We start from the raw sequence: 16,830 nt of genomic DNA on the forward strand, positions 1-16,830 counted from the left end.
AATCGCGCACGGCCGGTTCAGGCTGTCCCCAGGTCGCGCAGGAAATTTGCCGTCCACTCCTGGACATTGTCGTCGCGCACGGTGCCAATCATGGCCTGATAACGTCGCTTGCGCTCCTCAAGCGGCATGTCGAGCGCCATGCGGATGGCATGGGCGATATCGTCCGGGCTGTGCGGATTGACCAGCACCGCATCCTTCAGCTGCGCGGCCGCCCCGGCGAAGCGCGAGAGGACCAGCACGCCCGGGTCCTCTGGATCCTGCGCGGCGACATATTCCTTCGCCACGAGGTTCATCCCGTCGCGCAGCGGAGTGACGAGACCGATCTTGGCCGCACGGAAGAAGCCGAACAGCTCGGCATGGCTGTAACCGCGGTTGACGTACCGGATCGGCACCATGTCGACCTCGCTGCGCGCCCCGTTGATCTGGCCGCATTTCTGTTCGAGCTCGGCGCGAATCTTCTGGTAGCTTTCGACGTCCTCGCGGCTCGGCGGCGCTATCTGGACGAAGACGAGGTCACTCACACGTTCGGGATTGCGGTCGAAGAAACGCCCGATCCCGTCGATCCGTTCGGGAATGCCCTTCGAATAGTCGAGCCGATCGACGCCGATCATCGCGGCGCGGCGGCGAGTCGAGCTCATCAGTCGTTGCTGCGCCTGCCGCGCCTCGCCGGTCTCGCCGAGCCGCGAGAAATGGTCCCAGTCGATGCCGATCGGATAGGCCCGCGCAATGGTGGTTCGTCCCTCGAAGCTGACCTTGCCGCTGTTGCGATCGATTTCCGCGCCGAGTTCGTGCTCGCAATAATGGAGAAAGCTGTCCAGCCACTCCTTGGTCTGGAAACCGACGACGTCGTAATTGAGGAGCGTTCGCACCAACCGCTCGTGATAGGGCAGCGAAACGAACAGCCGCGTGGGTGGCCATGGGATATGGAGGAAAAAACCGATCCGGTTTTGCACTCCGCGCGCACGCAGCCGCTCGCCAAGCGGGATGAGATGGTAATCGTGGACCCAGACGACGTCGTCGGGCCCAATCAGCGGCGCAGAGAGTTCGGCGAAGCGCTCGTTGACGCGCTCATAGCCCTTGGCTGTCTCGCGCTCGTATTCGGCAAGGTCGAGCCGATCATGGAACAGCGGCCACAGCGTCGCATTGGCGTAGCCGTTGTAGTATTCGTCGATGTCGCGCTGCGACAAGTCGATCGTCGCGGTGGTCACTCCATCGTTCGTCTGCGTGTCGATATGGCCGGTGCGCCCGCTCTCGCTTTCTTCACCGGACCAGCCGAACCACAGACCTTCGCGGGACTTGAGCGCGGCATGGAGCGCGCCCGCGAGACCGCCCTGCGCCCCCGCCGCACCACGCGCCTTGGGCACCGCGACGCGGTTCGAAATAACGACAAGGCGGGGGTCAGAAGTCAGCGGACTTCGCTCCAGGGTTTGCTCAGAAGGCCGGCACAATTGATTATACCTACCAGCGAGTAGGTCTGGGGGAAGTTCCCCCACAGCTCGTTGGACTCGTAGTCGAGATCCTCGCTCAGCAGGCCAGACTGGGTCGTGTGGCTGAGCATGGCTTCGAAGATCGTGCGCGCCTCCTGCTTGCGCCCGACCAGTCCGAGCGCCTCGATCAGCCAGAAGGTGCAGACGTTGAAGGCGGTTTCGGGGGCGCCGAAATCATCCTCGGCGGCATAGCGGAGCATGTGGTCCCCACGGCGCAGGTCGCGCTCGATGGCCGCGAAGGTCTTGAGGAAGCGCTCGTCGTCGGGCTTGAGGTAGCGTAGTTCGACCATCTGCAGCAGGCTGGCGTCGAGATAGCCGTTCTCGAAGCTGGCGCCGTAATGCTCGCCGTCCTCCTTCCAGGCCTTGGTCTCGATCGTCGCGCGGATCGCCTCGGCGCGCTTCTTCCAATAGAGCACGCGGTCGTCCTTCCCCAGCCGCGTCGCGACATTGGCGAGTCGGTCGCAGGCTGCCCAGCACATCACCGCCGAATAGGTATGGACTTCCTGCCGCGTACGAAATTCCCACAATCCGGCATCGGGCTTGTCGTGTTTGGCCCAGGCCGCCTCGCCCACCTCCTCGAGATGCGCGAAATCGGTCTCGTCCGCCATCCGCAGCAGGCGGGTGTCGAAGAAGGCTTGTGCGGTCGGCAGGACGATCTGGCCGTAGCAGTCGTACTGCAACTGCTTGTAGGCGGCATTTCCCACACGCACCGGCCCCATGCCGCGATAGCCGGCGAGATGGCCGGCCTCGTATTCGTGCAGCTCGTCGGCGCCCATCACCGAATAGAGCGGCTGGATCTGCCCCCCGCGCGCCTGGTCGACGATGTTGCGCAAATAGGCGAGGTACTTTTCGAGCACGTCGAGCGCACCGAGCCGGTTGAGCGCCTGCACCGTGTAATAGCTGTCGCGGATCCAGCAGTAGCGATAGTCCCAATTGCGCTGGCTGTTCGCCGCTTCGGGGATCGAGGTCGTCAACGCGGCGACGATCGCGCCGGTTTCCTCGTGCTGGCACAGCTTGAGCGCGATCGCAGCGCGGATGACCTCTTCCTGCCATTCGAGCGGGATATGCAGCCCGCGCACCCAGTGCTGCCAATAGCGAGCGGTCATCGCCTCCATCCGCCGCACTTCGCTGCGGATATTGCCCACGAAGGGTTCGTCGGGGCCGAGGAAGAAATGCTGGTCGCTCTCGACCCGGTAGCTGCGGCCTTCGAGCACATAGCCGATGGGCGCATCGCTCGACAGGCGGAGCGCCTGCGGGCCGATCAGGTAGCGGATGTGATTGGTGCCGTTGGTGGTCGGGGCAAAGCTGCCCCCGTATTCCTTCATCGGCGCCAGTACCACGCGCATGCGCGGCGCGCCCGCCACGGGGCGCACGATGCGGGCGTAGGCGACGGGGCGGTACATCCGGCCCGAGCGCTCGAAGCGCGGAGCGAAATCGTGGATCTCGACCGCGCTCCCATCGGCGCTCTCGAGCCGGGTGATGAGGATCGCGGTGTTGCGCTCGTAGCGCTGGCTCGTGCGCGTCTGCCCGTCGAGTTCGAAGCGCCAGATGCCGCGGTCGCGGACATCGCCGTTCAGCAGCGAGCAGAAAATGGGGTCGCCATCGACCCGGGGGACGCAGCCCCAGACGAAGCCGCCTTCGCGGTCGACCAGGGCGCTGACCTGGCAATTGCCGATGGGGGAAAGCTCGAGATCCGCCTGCATCATATCTCCAACCAGTTGTGCACTGCAGCAACGCAGTCGAGCCGGTATCGTGCCCGCGCACTCAGCCGCTCGCCGACGGCGATGCCGAAACCGCCGAAATCCTCCGCCCCTGCGAAGCCGTCCTCGTCGGTCACATCGTCACCGATGAAGACCGGAGCCGCCCCCGAGAATGGCGTGATCCGCATGAAGGCCTCGACCGCCGCCGCCTTGGTCGCGCCGGGGCGAACCAGCTCGGCCACGCCCTTGCCGCTGGTGACGCACAGATCGCGCGTGGCCGCGAAGCGCTCGGCGAAGGCCAGCGTCGCATCGCGCTTCTCGGGATTGCCGCGAAAATGCAGCGCGCCGCCATGCGCTTTGGTTTCATAGAACAGCCCATTTTCCTCGGCGAAGGCCCTGAGTTCGGCGACCGAATCCGGCGACAGCCCGCGCGGCTCGGTGCCCAGCCGCGATCCGTCTGCGAGAAAGCGCGAGGCGCCATGCGATCCCGCGCGGCAGATCGCGATATCGCCCAGGTGGTTCCGGAGGTCGTCGAGCGCCCGCCCGCTGACCAGCGCAAGGCGGCCTTCGAGCCGGTCACGCAAATCATGGAGCCGCGTGCGAAGCTGTCCGGGGACGTGGATGTCGCCGGGACGCGGTGCGATATCCACCAGCGTGCCGTCGAAATCGAGAAACAGCGCCGTAGGCCCGCTGTCGAGCAGCTGCGCCAGCGACGGCGGGGGTGGAAGCGGGGCCGGGCTATCCATCGCTCGCAGACCTAGCGCTTCGCGACGACGCGTCAAAGGTCCGCGCTATGAAATCGTATCCTCGGCGCGCGGGACGAGAATGAGCGTGTTGTCCTCCACCCGCCACGAGCCGAGACGCGCGAGCACGTTCATGCCGATGACGTTGAAGTCGCCGAAATTGTCGGCGATCGCGGCATCGGTTCCGGTGGCGCTGACATTGCCGAAGGTCAGGCTGTCGACCGTGGTGACAAAGGCCTGCACCGTACCGTTTGCGGTCCCGAGCATGATCGGGATGCCGCCGCGGCGGGGTTCGAGCCCGGCGCGTTCGGCGAGCGGCGCGGAGATCGCGGTCAGCGTCGCGCCGGTGTCGATCATGAAATTGCCGGGCACGCCATTGACCTCGGCGCGGACCCAGAAATGGCCGTCGGCAGACAGCGGGATGCGCGTCTCGCCGCCCTCGACCAGCTGCTCGGGGAGGCCGATCTGCGGCACCGCGACATCGAAGCGTGGGTCGAAGCGCGAGAGCTGGAGCACGACCGTGAGCAGGATCACGCCGAGCGCGAGCGAGCTGGCCGTGCGGAGGACGCCGCCCAGCGCCGAACGCCGGGCAACGATCGCGCCGATCCAGCCGAGCACCATCGCGGCCACCGCCGCCATGAGCAGCTCGGAGCGCGGGATCGCGCGCAAGGTGTCGGCTGCGGCGCTGAAAACGGGCTCGAGTTCCATGCTGACCATATAGGATCGCGGCACTGACGCGTCCATGAATTCGCCGCAGGGCGTCAGGGCGCCTCGCGCTGCTCGGTCGCACGGGCGAGGATCACCGAGAATCTCTCGTCCGGGTCGAGCCAGCGCTTTTCGGGCGTCCAGCCCCCTGCAAGCAGCAGCAGATTGGCGCTGCGGCGGGTGAACTTGTGACTGTTCTCGGTATGGATCGTCTCGCCCTTGCGCATGGCGAAGCGCTCGCCCGAAACCTCGAAGACGATATCGCGCGTGGCGACCAGGTGCATTTCGATCCGCGCCAGCGCATCGTTCCACATCGCGCTGTGTTCGAGCGCGCCTTCGGGCATGGTGCCGTCGAGTTCGCGATTGATGCGGGTCACCAGATTGTGGTTGAAGGCCGCCGTGACGCCTTCGGCATCGTCATAGGCCGCCTCGAGCACCGCGCGGTCCTTGACCAGGTCCATGCCGATCAGCAGCAGCGGGCTTTCGCCCTCGTCCGCACCGAGCGTCGCGCGCATCGAGCGCAGCAGGTCGACCGCGGTGCGCGGGACCATGTTGCCGATCGTCGAGCCGGGGAAGAAGCCGAGCTTCTTGAGCGGTTCGACCTCCTCGGGAAGCGTCACGCGACGCATGAAATCGGCTTCGACCGGATGGACCGGCAGGCCGGGGAATTTCTCCGCCAGCCCGGCTGCGCTCTCGCGCAGGAAATCGCCCGAGATGTCGAGCGGGACATAGGCGGCCGGGTCGATCGCGCGGAGCAGCAGCGGGGTCTTGACCGAACTGCCCGAGCCGAATTCGACCACCGCCCTCCCCGGCCCGATGAGCTCGGCGAATTCCTTGCCGCGCGCCTCGAGGATCTCGGTCTCGGCGCGGGTCGGGTAATATTCTTCGAGCTGGGTGATCGCCTCGAACAGGCGCGATCCCTCTTCGTCGTAAAACCAGCGCGCGGGTATGGCCTTCTGACGCTGGCGTAGGCCTTTGAGGACGTCGGCGCGAAAGGCGCGGTCGACGCCGTCCTCGTCGCGATCGACCAGGGCTATTCCGCTGTCACGTTTCATTACAGGTCCTTTGCCAGCCGGAGGCCGGTGAATTGCCAGCGCTGGTGGGGGTAGAAGAAATTGCGGTAGCTCGGGCGCGAATGACCGCGCGGCGTCGCGCAGCTCGCGCCCTTGAGCACGAACTGCCCGCTCATGAACTTGCCATTGTATTCTCCCACCGCGCCAGCGGCGGGCCGGAAGCGCGGATAGGGCAGATAGGCCGAGCGGGTGAACTGCCAGCAATCGCCGAACAGCCCCTCGCTGCCTCGGGGCAGCGGCGGCGCTGCACCGTCGAGCTGGTTGCCGCCATGCGGATCATGCGCCGGTGCCTCCCCTTCCTGGCCGCGGGCTATGGCTTCCCATTCGAATTCGGTGGGCAGACGGTTACCCGCCCAGGTGGCGAAGGCATCGGCCTCGTAATAGGAAATGTGCGCGACCGGCGCGTCCGGATCGCGGTCCTGCCAGCCGATATGGGTGAAATGCTCCCCCTCGCGCCAATAGAGCGGTGCGCGGATCGTGTTCTCGCGCACCCAGGCCCAACCGTCGGAGAGCCACAGCGTGGCGGTGTCGTATCCGCCGTCGGCGATGAAGGCATCCCACTCGCGGTTGGTGATGAGGCGCGAAGCCAGCGCGAAGGGTTCGAGCAGCACGCGGTGCGCGGGCCCTTCGTTGTCGAAGGCAAAGCCGCTCGCCTGATGGCCGATCCGCGCGATCCCGCCGGGATGGCTGTACCAGCCCTCCTCGCCGGCCCCCGCCGTCTCGGGTGCCGTATCCCACATGGCCACGCCGAGCGGGTTCTGGAACAGCGCATGCTTGATATCGGTCAGCAGGAGCTCCTGGTGCTGCTGCTCGTGGCTGAGGCCGAGCTCGATCAGCGGCGCGAGGTCGTCGCGTGCGAACAGCGGGGCCATCGCCTCGTCGACATGCGCGCGCCATTCGAGGATTTCCGCAAGCGTCGGCCGCGACAGCATGCCGCGCGAAAAGCGCGCGATGCGCTCGCCTTCGGTCTCGTAATAGGAATTGAAGACGAAGGGCCAGCTCTCGTCATAGAGCCGGTAATCCTCGCGGTGGTCGCGCAGCAGGAAGGTCTCCCAGAACCAAGTGGTATGCGCGAGATGCCACTTGGCGGGGCTCGCATCCTCCATCGACTGCAGGGTCGCGTCGGCCTCGCTGAGCGGCGCTACCAGCGCCTCGCTCAGGCCACGGACGGCAAGGTAGCGTGCTGCCAGCGAGTGGCCTGTCGTCAGTCGGGATTCGGGCTGGGCGCGGGTCATCGCCATCCCCCCTTCATAGCGGTCGCCGGGACATGGCAACCACGGCCCACCATGGCGCAAATCCGTGACCGTTTAAAGGCCGGGGTCGAAAAGGCGTGTCCGAACAAGCGTGTGTTTCGCATTCCTCGGACCAATGCCGGGGCCGCACGCAGGTTCCTCGTGGCAGGGCACGGCGTCCCTGCCATGGCGCTTCGATCAGGCCGCGTCGGCCTGCCGCAGACCCTGCTCCTCGTTGAGCATTTCGGCGATGAGGAAGGCGAGTTCGAGCGACTGCGCCGCGTTGAGCCGCGGATCGCAATGCGTGTGATAGCGGTCCTTGAGCGCATCGTCGGTGATCGCCACCGCGCCGCCGACGCATTCGGTCACGTCCTGCCCGGTCATCTCGACATGGATGCCGCCCGGATGCGTGCCTTCGGCGCGGTGAACCGCGAAGAAGCCCTTCACTTCGGACAGGATACGGTCGAACGGGCGCGTCTTGTAGCCGCTTTCGGATTTCACGACATTGCCGTGCATCGGGTCGCAGCTCCACACCACCGGATGCCCCTCGGCCTTCACCGCGCGGACGAGGCGCGGCAGGCCCTCCTCGACCTTGTCGTGGCCGAAGCGGCTGATCAGCGTGATCCGCCCCGGCTCGCGCGCCGGGTTGAGCGTGTCGAGCAGCTTGAGCATCGCATCGGTCTCGAGGCTCGGCCCGCATTTCATACCCAGCGGATTGCCGATACCGCGTGCGAATTCGACATGCGCGCTGCCTTCGAAGCGGGTGCGGTCGCCGATCCACACCATATGCGCGGAGCAATCGTACCAATCGCCGGTCAGGCTGTCGCGGCGGGTCAGCGCCTGCTCGTAAGGCAGCAGCAGCGCCTCGTGGCTGGTGTAGAAGCTGGTGCGCTGCAGCTGCGGCAGGACCTGCGGATCGACCCCGCAGGCTTCCATGAAGTCGAGCGCCTCGCCGATCCGGTCGGCGATGTCGGAGAACTTGTCGGCCCACGGGCTGCGGCCCATGAAATCGAGCGTCCACTGGTGGACCTGGCGCAGATTGGCGTAGCCGCCCGTCGCGAAGGCGCGCAGCAGGTTGAGCGTGGCCGCTGCCTGCGAATAGGCGCGCACCATGCGCTGCGGATCGTTGGTCCGCGCCGCTTCCTCGAACTCGATGCCGTTGATGTTGTCGCCGAAATAGCTCGGCAGCGTCACCGACCCCTGCGTCTCGGTGTCCGAACTGCGCGGCTTGGCGAACTGGCCCGCCATGCGGCCGACCTTCACCACCGGCTTCTTGCTGGCGAAGGTCATCACCACCGCCATCTGCAGCAGCACGCGGAAGGTGTCGCGGATATTGTTGGGGTGGAATTCGGCGAAGCTTTCGGCGCAGTCGCCGCCCTGCAACAGGAAGGCGCGGCCCTCCGCCACTTCGGCGAGATCGGCCTTGAGCGCGCGCGCCTCGCCCGCGAATACCAGCGGGGGATGCGTCTCGAGCGAGCCCGTCGCATCCGCGAGAGCCGCAGCATCGGGATAGGTCGGCAGGTGCCGTGCCTCGAATCCCTGCCAGCTATCGGGTGCCCAATTGGTCGCCATTGTCTCTTCCGTTTGCGGCGCCGGGATTGGCGCCTGATTGCCCGCCTCTAGCAGACGAGCGGGCATCATGTCGCAAGCAGCATTTGCTTGGCCAGCTTAAAAACCCGATTGCAGTGACCGGGTCAGCGGCCCGTGGCGTTGCCCTCGGGGACCGTAGTCGCCAGTTGCTGCCCCTCGGGAATCACCGCCAGTCGCCAGCCATCGCGGGCACCGAAATACTTCTGCGCCAGAACCTGGAGCTCCGATGGCGTGGTCTGCGTATAGTCGGACAGCAGGTAGCGCAGCAGCGCGATCCGCCGCGGTTCGACCGTCGCATCTTCGAGCTGGTAGAGCCAGAACAGGTTGCCGGTCGACGCGCGGCTGACATACTGCCGCAGTGGTTCGACCACGCGGTTGTATTCGTCCTCGCCCACGGGTGTGGTGGCGAGATCCTTGGCGATCTTCTCGGCCTCGGCGAAGAACACCGGCACGTCTTCGGGGCGTAGCTGGGCCATCGCGGCGATCCTGCCACCGTCCTTCACGTCGCTCGGCCAGTCGGAGCGGACCACGGGGGCATAGCTCGCCCCGGCATGTTCGCGCATGGCCTCCATCAGTCGGTTGTTGAAGACCGAGGCGAGCACTTCGAGACGGCGCGATTCGCGTAGCTCCTCGACCCCGCCGCCAGTCGGCCAGGCGATCACCGCCGCCGCCTGGTTTGCATCACCGCGGTGACGGCGGACGACCGTCTCGCCGGCTGGCGGAAAGTCGCTGGCCCGGTCGAGCACCGCCTCGGGCGGCGCGTCGCGCGGCGCCAGCGCGCCGAAGGTGCGGCGCAGGGTCTCGATTGTCGCGTCCTTGTCGAACTCGCCGAACACCAGCACTTCGACCGGCCCCTGCTTGAGCAGCGGTTCCCACACCTGGCGGAAACCCTCGGGCGTCGCGGCATCGAACATCTCGGGGGTCGGAGTGCGGAAGCGCGGATCGTCATTGCTGAGCAGATATTCGAGATCGCGCTGGAGAATGCCGCCGGGATTTGCCGAATAGCTTTCATAGGCGAGCTTGCCCGCCGCCTTGGCGCGGACCACCGGCTTGGGATCCCAGCCCGGCATCGCCAGCTTGGCGGCGAAGAGATAGAGCTGCTCTTCGAGATCCTGCTCGCGCGTCTGGGCGAAGAAGGTGAAGGCGCCATCCCCGACCTGGAAGTCGAAGCCGAACTTGCGTCCGGTGGAGAGCAGGTCGAGCTGTTCCTGGTCGAGTTCGCCGATGCCAGAGCCGATGAGTGCGGCATAACCGAGATTGGCATAGACCGCGTCGTCGGGCTCGATCGCACGATAGCCCGCGCCGAAGCGCACCTTGACCGCCACTCGGCCGGGTTCGGCATCGTTCGCCCACAGGATCGCCTTGACGCCATTCGCGAAATCGACCTGCTCGATGTCGAGCACGCCGATCGGTCCCTGCGCGGTGATCTCGCCCGGGGGCCCCACCGGCGGGAGGTCGTCGAAGGAAATCGCCTGCGCGGCGAGGCGGGCATTGCCGTCGGCGGCGACGTCCTCGCGCAGCGCATCGCGGATCGCCGCCTCGCTCGCCTCGCCCGCCTCGGGCGTGACATAGGCGGCGCGGATGACGGCGCCGGAGAACAGCGCGCGGGTGTGTTCGAGCACCTTTTCGGGCGTCACCGTCTGGCGCATCGAATTGAACACCTTGAGTACGGTGTCGGGCGCGGCGACCGCCTCGCGAATGTCGACGGCATTGACGATATCGTCGGCCAACCGGGGGCCCGGCAGCACGCGCTGCTGTTCCACCTGGCTCTTGAAGACGATCTCGAACTCGGCGAGCTCGCGATCGATCTCTTCCTGCGAGGGCGGCGTCGCCAACGCATCGGCGATCACCCCGCGCACGTCGTCGAGCGCGGCCTTCCAGTCGCCGGTCAGCGGCGCGAAATTGACGAAGGTCATGTCGGCCGAACGGCTGACATCGTCCTGCGCGACCTGCGCATAGAGATAGCTGCCACCGGCGCGCGCGCGCGATTCGAGTCGGCGATTGATCAGCGCCTGCGCCAAGGCATCGCGCAGCAGGCCCTCGTTATAGGCGATCGTATCCTGCACCGGCCGCCAGGGGCGCATCACCGCATAGCTGAACGAGCGCGGCAGGTCGGGCTCGACCACCACGCCGACCTCGCCCACCGGATTGGCCGGATCGGCCCCCGCAGGCGCGACGGGGTCGCCGAAATCGGGCGCCGGGGTCTTCGGCCCCTGCCCCTTCCAGTCACCGAACCATTTCTCGATTTCCGCAGCGAGCTGCATCGGGTCGATGTCGCCGGCAGCGACCACCACTGTGTTTTCGGGGCGGTACCAGCGCCTGTAGAAGGCGCCGACGCTGGCCCCGGTCGCCGCCTGGAGCGAGGCGTCGGTGCCGATCGGCACGCGGTCGGCCAGCCGCTGGCCGGCGAACAGCACTTCGCGGCTGGCATTACCCGCACGCTCGGCGGCGCCGGCGCGCTCGCGCTTCTCCGCCATCACGATCGGCACTTCCGCCTTGACGTTGGCATCGCTCAGCACCGGACTGCGGACCATGCCCGACAGCAGCTTCATGCTCTCGGCGAGCTTGGCCGAGTCGATATTGGGCAGGTCGAGCTTGAAAACCGTCTGCGTCGGGCTGGTTTCGGCATTGGTATCGCTGCCGAAGGTCGCCCCCAGCCGCTGCCAGGTCGGGATCGCCTCGGCGGGACCGAGATACTTGCTTTCGCGGAACAGCAGGTGTTCGAGCAGGTGGGCATAGCCGCGCTCGGATTCCTCTTCATACAGCGAACCCGCATCGACGCGCACGCGAACCGATACCTGGTCGGGCGGAACGCCGTTCTTGCGCACCGCGTAGCGCACGCCGTTTGGCAGCGTGCCGAAGATCCATTCCGCATCGCGCGGGACGTCGCTGCCCTCGTAGATCCACGGCGTCCCGCCTTCGGGAGTGAGATGCTGCGGGGTGGGTGCGGCCGGTTCCTGCGCAAGCAGGAGCTGCGGTGCCAGCAGCGCGGCGGGGAGGACGAGCGCGAGACGCCTGATGGCGCGCGGGAATTTGGTCATGGGGAGCATATAGGCGGGCAATGAGTGAAGGCTAGGTGAATGTTCGCAGGACAAGCGTTCCTTCCTTGCCCATGGTTCCCGCGCTCCCTACATCGCCAGCATGTTCATCGAGACCGAAACCACGCCCAACCCCGCGAGCCTCAAATTCATGCCCGGCCAACAGGTCATGGCTCAGGGCACGCGCGAATTCGCCACCCCGGAAGCCGCCGAGGCCAGCCCTCTGGCACAGGCGATCTTCGACACGGGCGAAGTCGAGAACGTCTTCTTCGGCGGCGATTTCGTGACCGTCACCGCGGCCCCGGGCGTCAGCTGGACCGACCTCAAGCCCCAGGTCCTGGCGATCCTGCTCGACCATTTCGTGTCGCAGGCACCGCTGTTCGCACCCGGTTCGGCCGGCGGCATCTCGGTTCCCCCCGAAGACGAGGGAATGGCGGTCGAGGAACGCGAGGAAGACGCCGACATCATCGCACAGATCAACGAACTGCTCGAAACCCGCGTCCGACCGGCGGTTGCCGGCGACGGCGGCGATATCCAGTATCGCGGTTTTCGCGATGGCGTCGTCCACCTCCAGATGCAGGGGGCCTGTTCGGGCTGCCCCTCTTCCACCGCGACCCTGAAGCATGGAATCGAAGGGCTGCTGAAACATTACGTCCCCGAGGTCGTTGAAGTCCGCGCCGCCTGACCCTCCGTTTTCAAGACCGGGATTTTTCATGACCAAGCAGTTTCACGACAGGTCGCTGTCCGCCGATGCGCTCGACCAGATCTTCCGCGAAGCGCGCAGCTACAATGGCTGGCTCGCCAAGCCCGTGAGCGACGAGCAGGTCCACGCGATCTACGAACTGATGAAGATGGGTCCGACCTCGGCTAATATGCAGCCGGCGCGGATCGTCTGGGTGAAATCGGAAGAAGCCAAAGAGAAGCTCGCTTCGCTGGCGATGGAAGGCAACCGCGAGAAGATCCTCACCGCGCCGGTTACCGCGATCATCGGCTACGACATCGATTTCCACGACGAACTGCCCTGGCTGTTCCCGCACACCGACGCGAAGAGCTGGTTCGAAGGCGACCAGGAAGGCCGCAAGCAAGGGGCTTTCCGCAATTCCTCGCTTCAGGGCGCCTATCTTATGCTTGCCGCGCGCGCTCTGGGCCTCGACTGCGGGCCGATGTCCGGCTTCGACAACGCAGCGGTCGACGAGGCCTTTTTCGGCGACGAACCCAAGCACAAGAGCAATTTCATCTGCTCCATCGGCTATGGCGATCCGAAGAGCATTTTCGAACGCAGTCCGCGTCCCGATTTCGACCGCTTCAACCGCATCGCCTGACTTGCAGCCGCGCCCCGGCTGGGGCAGTGCGCCCTAATGCGTATCCTGGCGATAGAAACTGCTACCGAGGCCTGTTCGGTCGCACTGTTCGAGGACGGCGTGCTGCTCGACGCACGCCATGAAGTGCTCGGCCGCGGCCATGCCGAACGGCTCGTACCGATGATCGCCGAATTGCCCGGCAAGGGCCGTGCAGAGCAGATTCGCGTCTCGCTCGGACCGGGAAGCTTCACCGGGGTGCGGATCGGCCTCGCGGTGGCGCGCGCGCTGGGGATCGCGTGGCAGGCGGAGGTGCTAGGCTACCCCACGCTTGCGCTGGTAGCCGCGATGGCGCGGGGCAAGAACAATGCGCCGGTCACCGTGTGCATGACCGGGGGGCATGGCGAATGGTTCGTGCAGGACTTCGGCGCCGACGGTCTGCCTGCCGACGAGGTCGCATCGCTCGCGCCCGAAGCCGCGGCGCAGCGCGGTGCAGACGGGCTTCTGGCGGGGTCGAAGGCGGAAGAACTCGGAGACATCGCGCAGGCGCCCGCAGCCCCGACCCGCCTCCCCGACGCCCGCCATGCGCTGGCTCTCCCCGACAGCCTTCTGGGCACCGGCCTTGCCCCGCTCTACGGTCGCCCTCCCGACGCGAGACCGCCGGTGCGATGAGCGAGCTCGACCAGCTGATGGCGGTCATGGAAGTCGCCTTCGACCCGCACTGGCGCGAGGCCTGGACTCGCCAGCAGGTCGCCAATTCGCTGGCCATGCCGCATACCTACGCCATCCTCGTCGATGACGCCGGCGGCGACTTGTCTGACGGCAAAGAAGCGGCAGGGTTCATTCTTGCCCGGCGGGCGCCCGGCGAGGAGGAACTGCTGCTGATCGGAGTCCGTCCGGACCGTCGCGGCCGCGGGATCGGCCGCCTGTTGATCGAGCGCTTCGCCGACCTTGCCCGGGCTGCGGAAGCTGAGCGTATCTTCTTGGAAATGCGGGCGAACAACCCCGCCGAGAGCCTGTATCGCAGCTGCGGTTTCGAGCCCATCGGGCGACGCAAGGACTACTATCGAACGCTCGACGGATGCTTTCTCGATGCCATTACCTTCGCGCGAAAGTTGTAAGAATGCGACAGAAATAGTCCGTAATAACCCGCGTTGCATTTTCTTGTCGATTTTATACAATGGCGCCTAGAGCGGGTCGCATCGCGAGTGATCTCCCTCAATTCAAAAGGGCAAATAATGGAAGATTTCGATACCGACATGACCGAGACGCTAATCACGCTGACCTCGGACATCGTCGCTGCGCATGTGAGCAACAACAGTGTGGACGTAAGCGAGGTCCCGACCCTGATTTCGAACGTCTATTCGGCTCTTTCGGGTCTGGGCGCCGCTGGCGGCGCTGCGGAGGAAGTCCCCGACCCGGCTGTTTCGATCCGTTCTTCGGTCAAGAAAGACCATCTCGTCTGCCTCGACTGCGGCAAGAAGATGAAGATGCTCAAGCGGCACCTGTCGACCGAGCATGATTTGACCCCCGACGAATATCGCGCACGCTGGAATCTTTCGGCCGACTATCCGATGGTCGCGCCCGACTATGCCGCAACCCGCCGCGACCTCGCGGTGAAGATCGGCCTCGGTCGCAAGCCCGGCCAAAAGCGGGGGCGCAACAAGAAGGCTGCCTAAAGCCCTTCGGTTCGCCTTGAGGAAGACGCCCCGGCCCGATAAGGGTACGGGGCGTTTTTCATGCGGGAACCCACATTGCACCAGAAGATCGACCTCGAGCAGCTCTGCGCCGACAAGGGCCTGCGCATTACCGAGCAGCGCCGCGTGATTGCGCGAGTCCTGTCGGAAAGCGACGATCACCCCGATGTCGAACTGCTGCACGAGCGGGCCAACAAGATCGATTCGGGCATTTCGATTGCGACCGTCTATCGCACCGTCCGCCTGTTCGAAGAGGCCGGCATTCTCGACCGGCACGATTTCGGTGACGGGCGCGCGCGCTATGAAGCTGCGCCCGAGGCGCATCACGACCATCTGATCGATGTCGAGACGGGCAAGGTGGTCGAATTCGTCGACCCCGAAATCGAAGCGCTGCAGAAGCAGATCGCCGCCAAGCTCGGCTATCGCCTTGTCGATCACCGGCTGGAACTCTATGGCGTCCGCCTCGACCGCGAAGGCTGAGCGCCGGCTCGCGAAATATACCGCGCGGCGGCTGGCCGCGGCGCGGGGCGAGAAAGTCCCGCTGAGCGCGATCGGCTGGGTGCGTTTCATCCTGCGCACGTTCGGGATCCTGGCCCTGCTGCTGGTGTTCGTCCCGCTCCATTATCTCTACCGCGTCTTCGCCTACGGCTCACCCTTCCCGATGCTGTTCCTGCGCTACACGGCCTGGATCGTCGGTGCGCGACTGAAGGTCGTCGGAACACCGCTGCGGCGCGACGTGTTCTTCGTCGCCAACCACATCAGCTGGGTCGATATCCTCAGCATGGCGGGTGCCAGCGGAACCGCCTTCGTCGCCAAGCAGGAACTGGCAGAGGTCCCCGTGATCGGCTGGCTCTGCGGGCTGAACCGCACCGTCTTCGTCAAGCGCGAGAACCGCATGGGCGTGGCCGAACAGATCAACGCGCTGAAGGAAGCCCTGGCCGACAACTGGTCGGTAACGGTGTTCCCCGAAGGCACGGTGACCGACGGTCGCTCGCTGCTGCCGTTCAAGAGCTCGATGCTCTCGGTGCTCGACCCGCCGCCGCCCGGGGTCATGGTCCAGCCGGTGGTGCTCGACTATGGCGAGAATTCGGAGGAGATCGCCTGGGTGGGCGAGGAGAGCGGGCTGCACAACGCCATGCGGGTCATGGCGCGCAAGGGCAGCTTTCCGCTCACGCTCTATTATCTCGAACCCTTCAGCCCGGTCGAATATCGCGGACGCAAAGCAATTGCGGCCAAGGCGCGGGAGGAAATCGAGGCCCAACTGGTCACCAATCTCGGCACGCCGCTGCGCGATTTCGCGCATGTCGTCGAGGCAGTGCGCTACCGGCCGAAAACAGCCGGCCCCGCTGCGGACTAGAGCCCGGCCTTCACCAGCCAGTCGTGGAACAGCCGCACCGGGCGCTCCTCGAGCGCGGTCGGCTTGCACACGAACCAATAGCTGTAGGGGCTTTCGACCTCGACGTTGAACAGCGTCGCCAGCCGGCCATCGGCGGCACGGCGCATGTGATCGTCATGCATGATGGCGATGCCCAGCCCCTGCGCCGCCGCTTCGAGCATCAGCTGTCCCGAATCGAAATGGTCGATCGCCGCCGGCTCGAGCTCGGGCAGGCCGATCTCCGCACGCCAGGCGGTGAAGCTCTCGGACAATTCGTTGTGAATGAGGAAGGTCTGCCGCGCGAGCTTCTCCGCATCGGGTTCGGCCCCGAGCTTGTCGGCCAGCTCGCGGCTGCAGATGGCATGGACCTTGTTGTAGTCGAGCCGCACGGCATGGAGCCCGCGCGAGGGCCCGCGCGAAAGGATGATCGCGGCGTCGAGCACGTCGCCCACGCGGTCCTCGAGATGCGCGCCGGTGTCGATGTCGATATGCAGCAGCGGATGGCGTTCGCGCAGATCGCCGAGCTTTGGGAACAGGCGCTGCGTGCCGAACAGCGGCAGGACGCCCAGATGGAGGCGCAGCACCGAAAGGTTTTCCGACTGGCTTTCGACCGCCCGCGCCAGCGCCTCTAGCTGCGGATTGACCGCCTCGTAGAAGGCGTGCCCGTCATCGGTCAGCTGCATCGCCTGGCGCGCGCGGGTGAACAGCTTCTTGCCGACGAATTCCTCGAGATTGCCGATCCGCCGCGACAGCGCCGAAGGGCTGAGTCCGAGTTCGTCGGCCGCGGCCCTCGCCGAGCCGAGCCTTACGGTGCGAACGAAGGCCTCGAGGGCCCGCAGGGGGGGAAGTCGCCGGGTCGCCATGTGGGTTGCACGCTATGGACGCAAAGGCC

General features: G+C 65.9%; 16 protein-coding genes. 7 read left to right on the forward strand and 9 right to left on the reverse strand.

Annotation, left to right across the window (positions count from 1 at the left end):
* Window positions 1-17: 17 nt before the first annotated feature.
* The 8 genes from K3181_RS02025 to K3181_RS02060 form a co-directional block, all read right to left on the reverse strand.
* Window positions 18-1,364 (reverse strand): alpha,alpha-trehalose-phosphate synthase (UDP-forming), encoded by a 1,347-nt coding sequence (locus K3181_RS02025; protein ID WP_345725433.1) that lies wholly within the window; start codon window positions 1,362-1,364, stop codon window positions 18-20.
* A gap of 41 nt (window positions 1,365-1,405) precedes the next feature.
* A complete protein-coding gene (locus K3181_RS02030) occupies window positions 1,406-3,193 on the reverse strand; it encodes a glycoside hydrolase family 15 protein (protein WP_221600329.1) in 1,788 nt (595 codons plus the stop codon).
* The gene (gene otsB / locus K3181_RS02035; RefSeq protein WP_221600331.1) at window positions 3,190-3,933 is read right to left on the reverse strand and encodes a trehalose-phosphatase; all 744 of its coding nucleotides are present in this window, start codon (window positions 3,931-3,933) and stop codon (window positions 3,190-3,192) included. Before otsB ends, K3181_RS02030 begins: the two co-directional genes overlap by 4 nt.
* A 45-nt stretch (window positions 3,934-3,978) precedes the next feature.
* Window positions 3,979-4,638 carry a retropepsin-like aspartic protease family protein gene (locus K3181_RS02040; RefSeq protein ID WP_221600333.1) on the reverse strand — a complete coding sequence of 220 codons (660 nt, stop codon included), beginning with the start codon at window positions 4,636-4,638 and terminating at the stop codon, window positions 3,979-3,981.
* A gap of 53 nt (window positions 4,639-4,691) precedes the next feature.
* On the reverse strand, window positions 4,692-5,690 hold the full coding sequence (gene egtD / locus K3181_RS02045; protein ID WP_221600335.1) for an L-histidine N(alpha)-methyltransferase: 999 nt from the start codon (window positions 5,688-5,690) through the stop codon (window positions 4,692-4,694).
* Entirely contained in the window at window positions 5,690-6,943 is a 1,254-nt protein-coding gene (gene egtB, locus K3181_RS02050; RefSeq protein WP_221600337.1) for an ergothioneine biosynthesis protein EgtB, read from the reverse strand. Before egtB ends, egtD begins: the two co-directional genes overlap by 1 nt.
* Window positions 6,944-7,138: 195 nt before the next feature.
* Window positions 7,139-8,512 (reverse strand): class II 3-deoxy-7-phosphoheptulonate synthase, encoded by a 1,374-nt coding sequence (locus K3181_RS02055; RefSeq protein WP_221600339.1) that lies wholly within the window; start codon window positions 8,510-8,512, stop codon window positions 7,139-7,141.
* Window positions 8,513-8,634: 122 nt separating this feature from the next.
* Window positions 8,635-11,571: a M16 family metallopeptidase gene (locus tag K3181_RS02060; protein WP_221600340.1), complete on the reverse strand. Its 2,937-nt coding sequence runs from the start codon at window positions 11,569-11,571 to the stop codon at window positions 8,635-8,637.
* Between the two features lie 100 nt (window positions 11,572-11,671).
* Here K3181_RS02060 and K3181_RS02065 point away from each other — a divergent pair, with 100 nt between their 5' ends.
* The 7 genes from K3181_RS02065 to K3181_RS02095 all read left to right on the forward strand — a co-directional run bounded on the left by K3181_RS02065 (window position 11,672) and on the right by K3181_RS02095 (window position 15,920).
* Window positions 11,672-12,253 (forward strand): NifU family protein, encoded by a 582-nt coding sequence (locus K3181_RS02065; RefSeq protein ID WP_221600342.1) that lies wholly within the window; start codon window positions 11,672-11,674, stop codon window positions 12,251-12,253.
* 28 nt (window positions 12,254-12,281) lie between these two features.
* Window positions 12,282-12,890: a malonic semialdehyde reductase gene (locus K3181_RS02070; RefSeq protein ID WP_221600344.1), complete on the forward strand. Its 609-nt coding sequence runs from the start codon at window positions 12,282-12,284 to the stop codon at window positions 12,888-12,890.
* 36 nt (window positions 12,891-12,926) lie between these two features.
* Window positions 12,927-13,538: a tRNA (adenosine(37)-N6)-threonylcarbamoyltransferase complex dimerization subunit type 1 TsaB gene (gene tsaB, locus K3181_RS02075; protein WP_221600346.1), complete on the forward strand. Its 612-nt coding sequence runs from the start codon at window positions 12,927-12,929 to the stop codon at window positions 13,536-13,538.
* Window positions 13,535-13,987 carry a GNAT family N-acetyltransferase gene (locus tag K3181_RS02080; RefSeq protein WP_247714833.1) on the forward strand — a complete coding sequence of 151 codons (453 nt, stop codon included), beginning with the start codon at window positions 13,535-13,537 and terminating at the stop codon, window positions 13,985-13,987. Before tsaB ends, K3181_RS02080 begins: the two co-directional genes overlap by 4 nt.
* A gap of 117 nt (window positions 13,988-14,104) precedes the next feature.
* Window positions 14,105-14,545 (forward strand): Ros/MucR family transcriptional regulator, encoded by a 441-nt coding sequence (locus tag K3181_RS02085; RefSeq protein WP_221600348.1) that lies wholly within the window; start codon window positions 14,105-14,107, stop codon window positions 14,543-14,545.
* 75 nt (window positions 14,546-14,620) lie between these two features.
* The gene (locus tag K3181_RS02090; protein ID WP_050600369.1) at window positions 14,621-15,043 is read left to right on the forward strand and encodes a Fur family transcriptional regulator; all 423 of its coding nucleotides are present in this window, start codon (window positions 14,621-14,623) and stop codon (window positions 15,041-15,043) included.
* The gene (locus K3181_RS02095) at window positions 15,015-15,920 is read left to right on the forward strand and encodes a lysophospholipid acyltransferase family protein (protein ID WP_221600350.1); all 906 of its coding nucleotides are present in this window, start codon (window positions 15,015-15,017) and stop codon (window positions 15,918-15,920) included. The genes K3181_RS02090 and K3181_RS02095 overlap by 29 nt, the downstream gene beginning before the upstream one ends.
* On the opposite strand, the gene K3181_RS02100 is transcribed toward K3181_RS02095, so the two are convergent.
* Entirely contained in the window at window positions 15,917-16,801 is an 885-nt protein-coding gene (locus tag K3181_RS02100; RefSeq protein WP_221600352.1) for a LysR substrate-binding domain-containing protein, read from the reverse strand. The two genes, K3181_RS02095 and K3181_RS02100, sit on opposite strands and share 4 nt — an antisense overlap.
* Between the last annotated feature and the right edge of the window lie 29 nt (window positions 16,802-16,830).

This window comes from Qipengyuania mesophila (assembly GCF_019711655.1).
GTDB lineage: Bacteria > Pseudomonadota > Alphaproteobacteria > Sphingomonadales > Sphingomonadaceae > Qipengyuania > Qipengyuania mesophila.

What these genes read in the sequence shown, in the direction of transcription:
- K3181_RS02085 (WP_221600348.1), top strand. Translation starts at nt 14,105, where the DNA reads ATGGAAGATTTCGATACCGACATGACCGAGACGCTAATCACGCTGACC.
- tsaB (WP_221600346.1), top strand. Translation starts at nt 12,927, where the DNA reads ATGCGTATCCTGGCGATAGAAACTGCTACCGAGGCCTGTTCGGTCGCA.
- K3181_RS02040 (WP_221600333.1), bottom strand. Translation starts at nt 4,638, where the DNA reads ATGGAACTCGAGCCCGTTTTCAGCGCCGCAGCCGACACCTTGCGCGCG.
- K3181_RS02030 (WP_221600329.1), bottom strand. Translation starts at nt 3,193, where the DNA reads ATGATGCAGGCGGATCTCGAGCTTTCCCCCATCGGCAATTGCCAGGTC.
- egtD (WP_221600335.1), bottom strand. Translation starts at nt 5,690, where the DNA reads ATGAAACGTGACAGCGGAATAGCCCTGGTCGATCGCGACGAGGACGGC.
- otsB (WP_221600331.1), bottom strand. Translation starts at nt 3,933, where the DNA reads ATGGATAGCCCGGCCCCGCTTCCACCCCCGCCGTCGCTGGCGCAGCTG.
- egtB (WP_221600337.1), bottom strand. Translation starts at nt 6,943, where the DNA reads ATGACCCGCGCCCAGCCCGAATCCCGACTGACGACAGGCCACTCGCTG.
- K3181_RS02060 (WP_221600340.1), bottom strand. Translation starts at nt 11,571, where the DNA reads ATGACCAAATTCCCGCGCGCCATCAGGCGTCTCGCGCTCGTCCTCCCC.
- K3181_RS02055 (WP_221600339.1), bottom strand. Translation starts at nt 8,512, where the DNA reads ATGGCGACCAATTGGGCACCCGATAGCTGGCAGGGATTCGAGGCACGG.
- K3181_RS02065 (WP_221600342.1), top strand. Translation starts at nt 11,672, where the DNA reads ATGTTCATCGAGACCGAAACCACGCCCAACCCCGCGAGCCTCAAATTC.
- K3181_RS02100 (WP_221600352.1), bottom strand. Translation starts at nt 16,801, where the DNA reads ATGGCGACCCGGCGACTTCCCCCCCTGCGGGCCCTCGAGGCCTTCGTT.
- K3181_RS02070 (WP_221600344.1), top strand. Translation starts at nt 12,282, where the DNA reads ATGACCAAGCAGTTTCACGACAGGTCGCTGTCCGCCGATGCGCTCGAC.
- K3181_RS02080 (WP_247714833.1), top strand. Translation starts at nt 13,535, where the DNA reads ATGAGCGAGCTCGACCAGCTGATGGCGGTCATGGAAGTCGCCTTCGAC.
- K3181_RS02095 (WP_221600350.1), top strand. Translation starts at nt 15,015, where the DNA reads ATGGCGTCCGCCTCGACCGCGAAGGCTGAGCGCCGGCTCGCGAAATAT.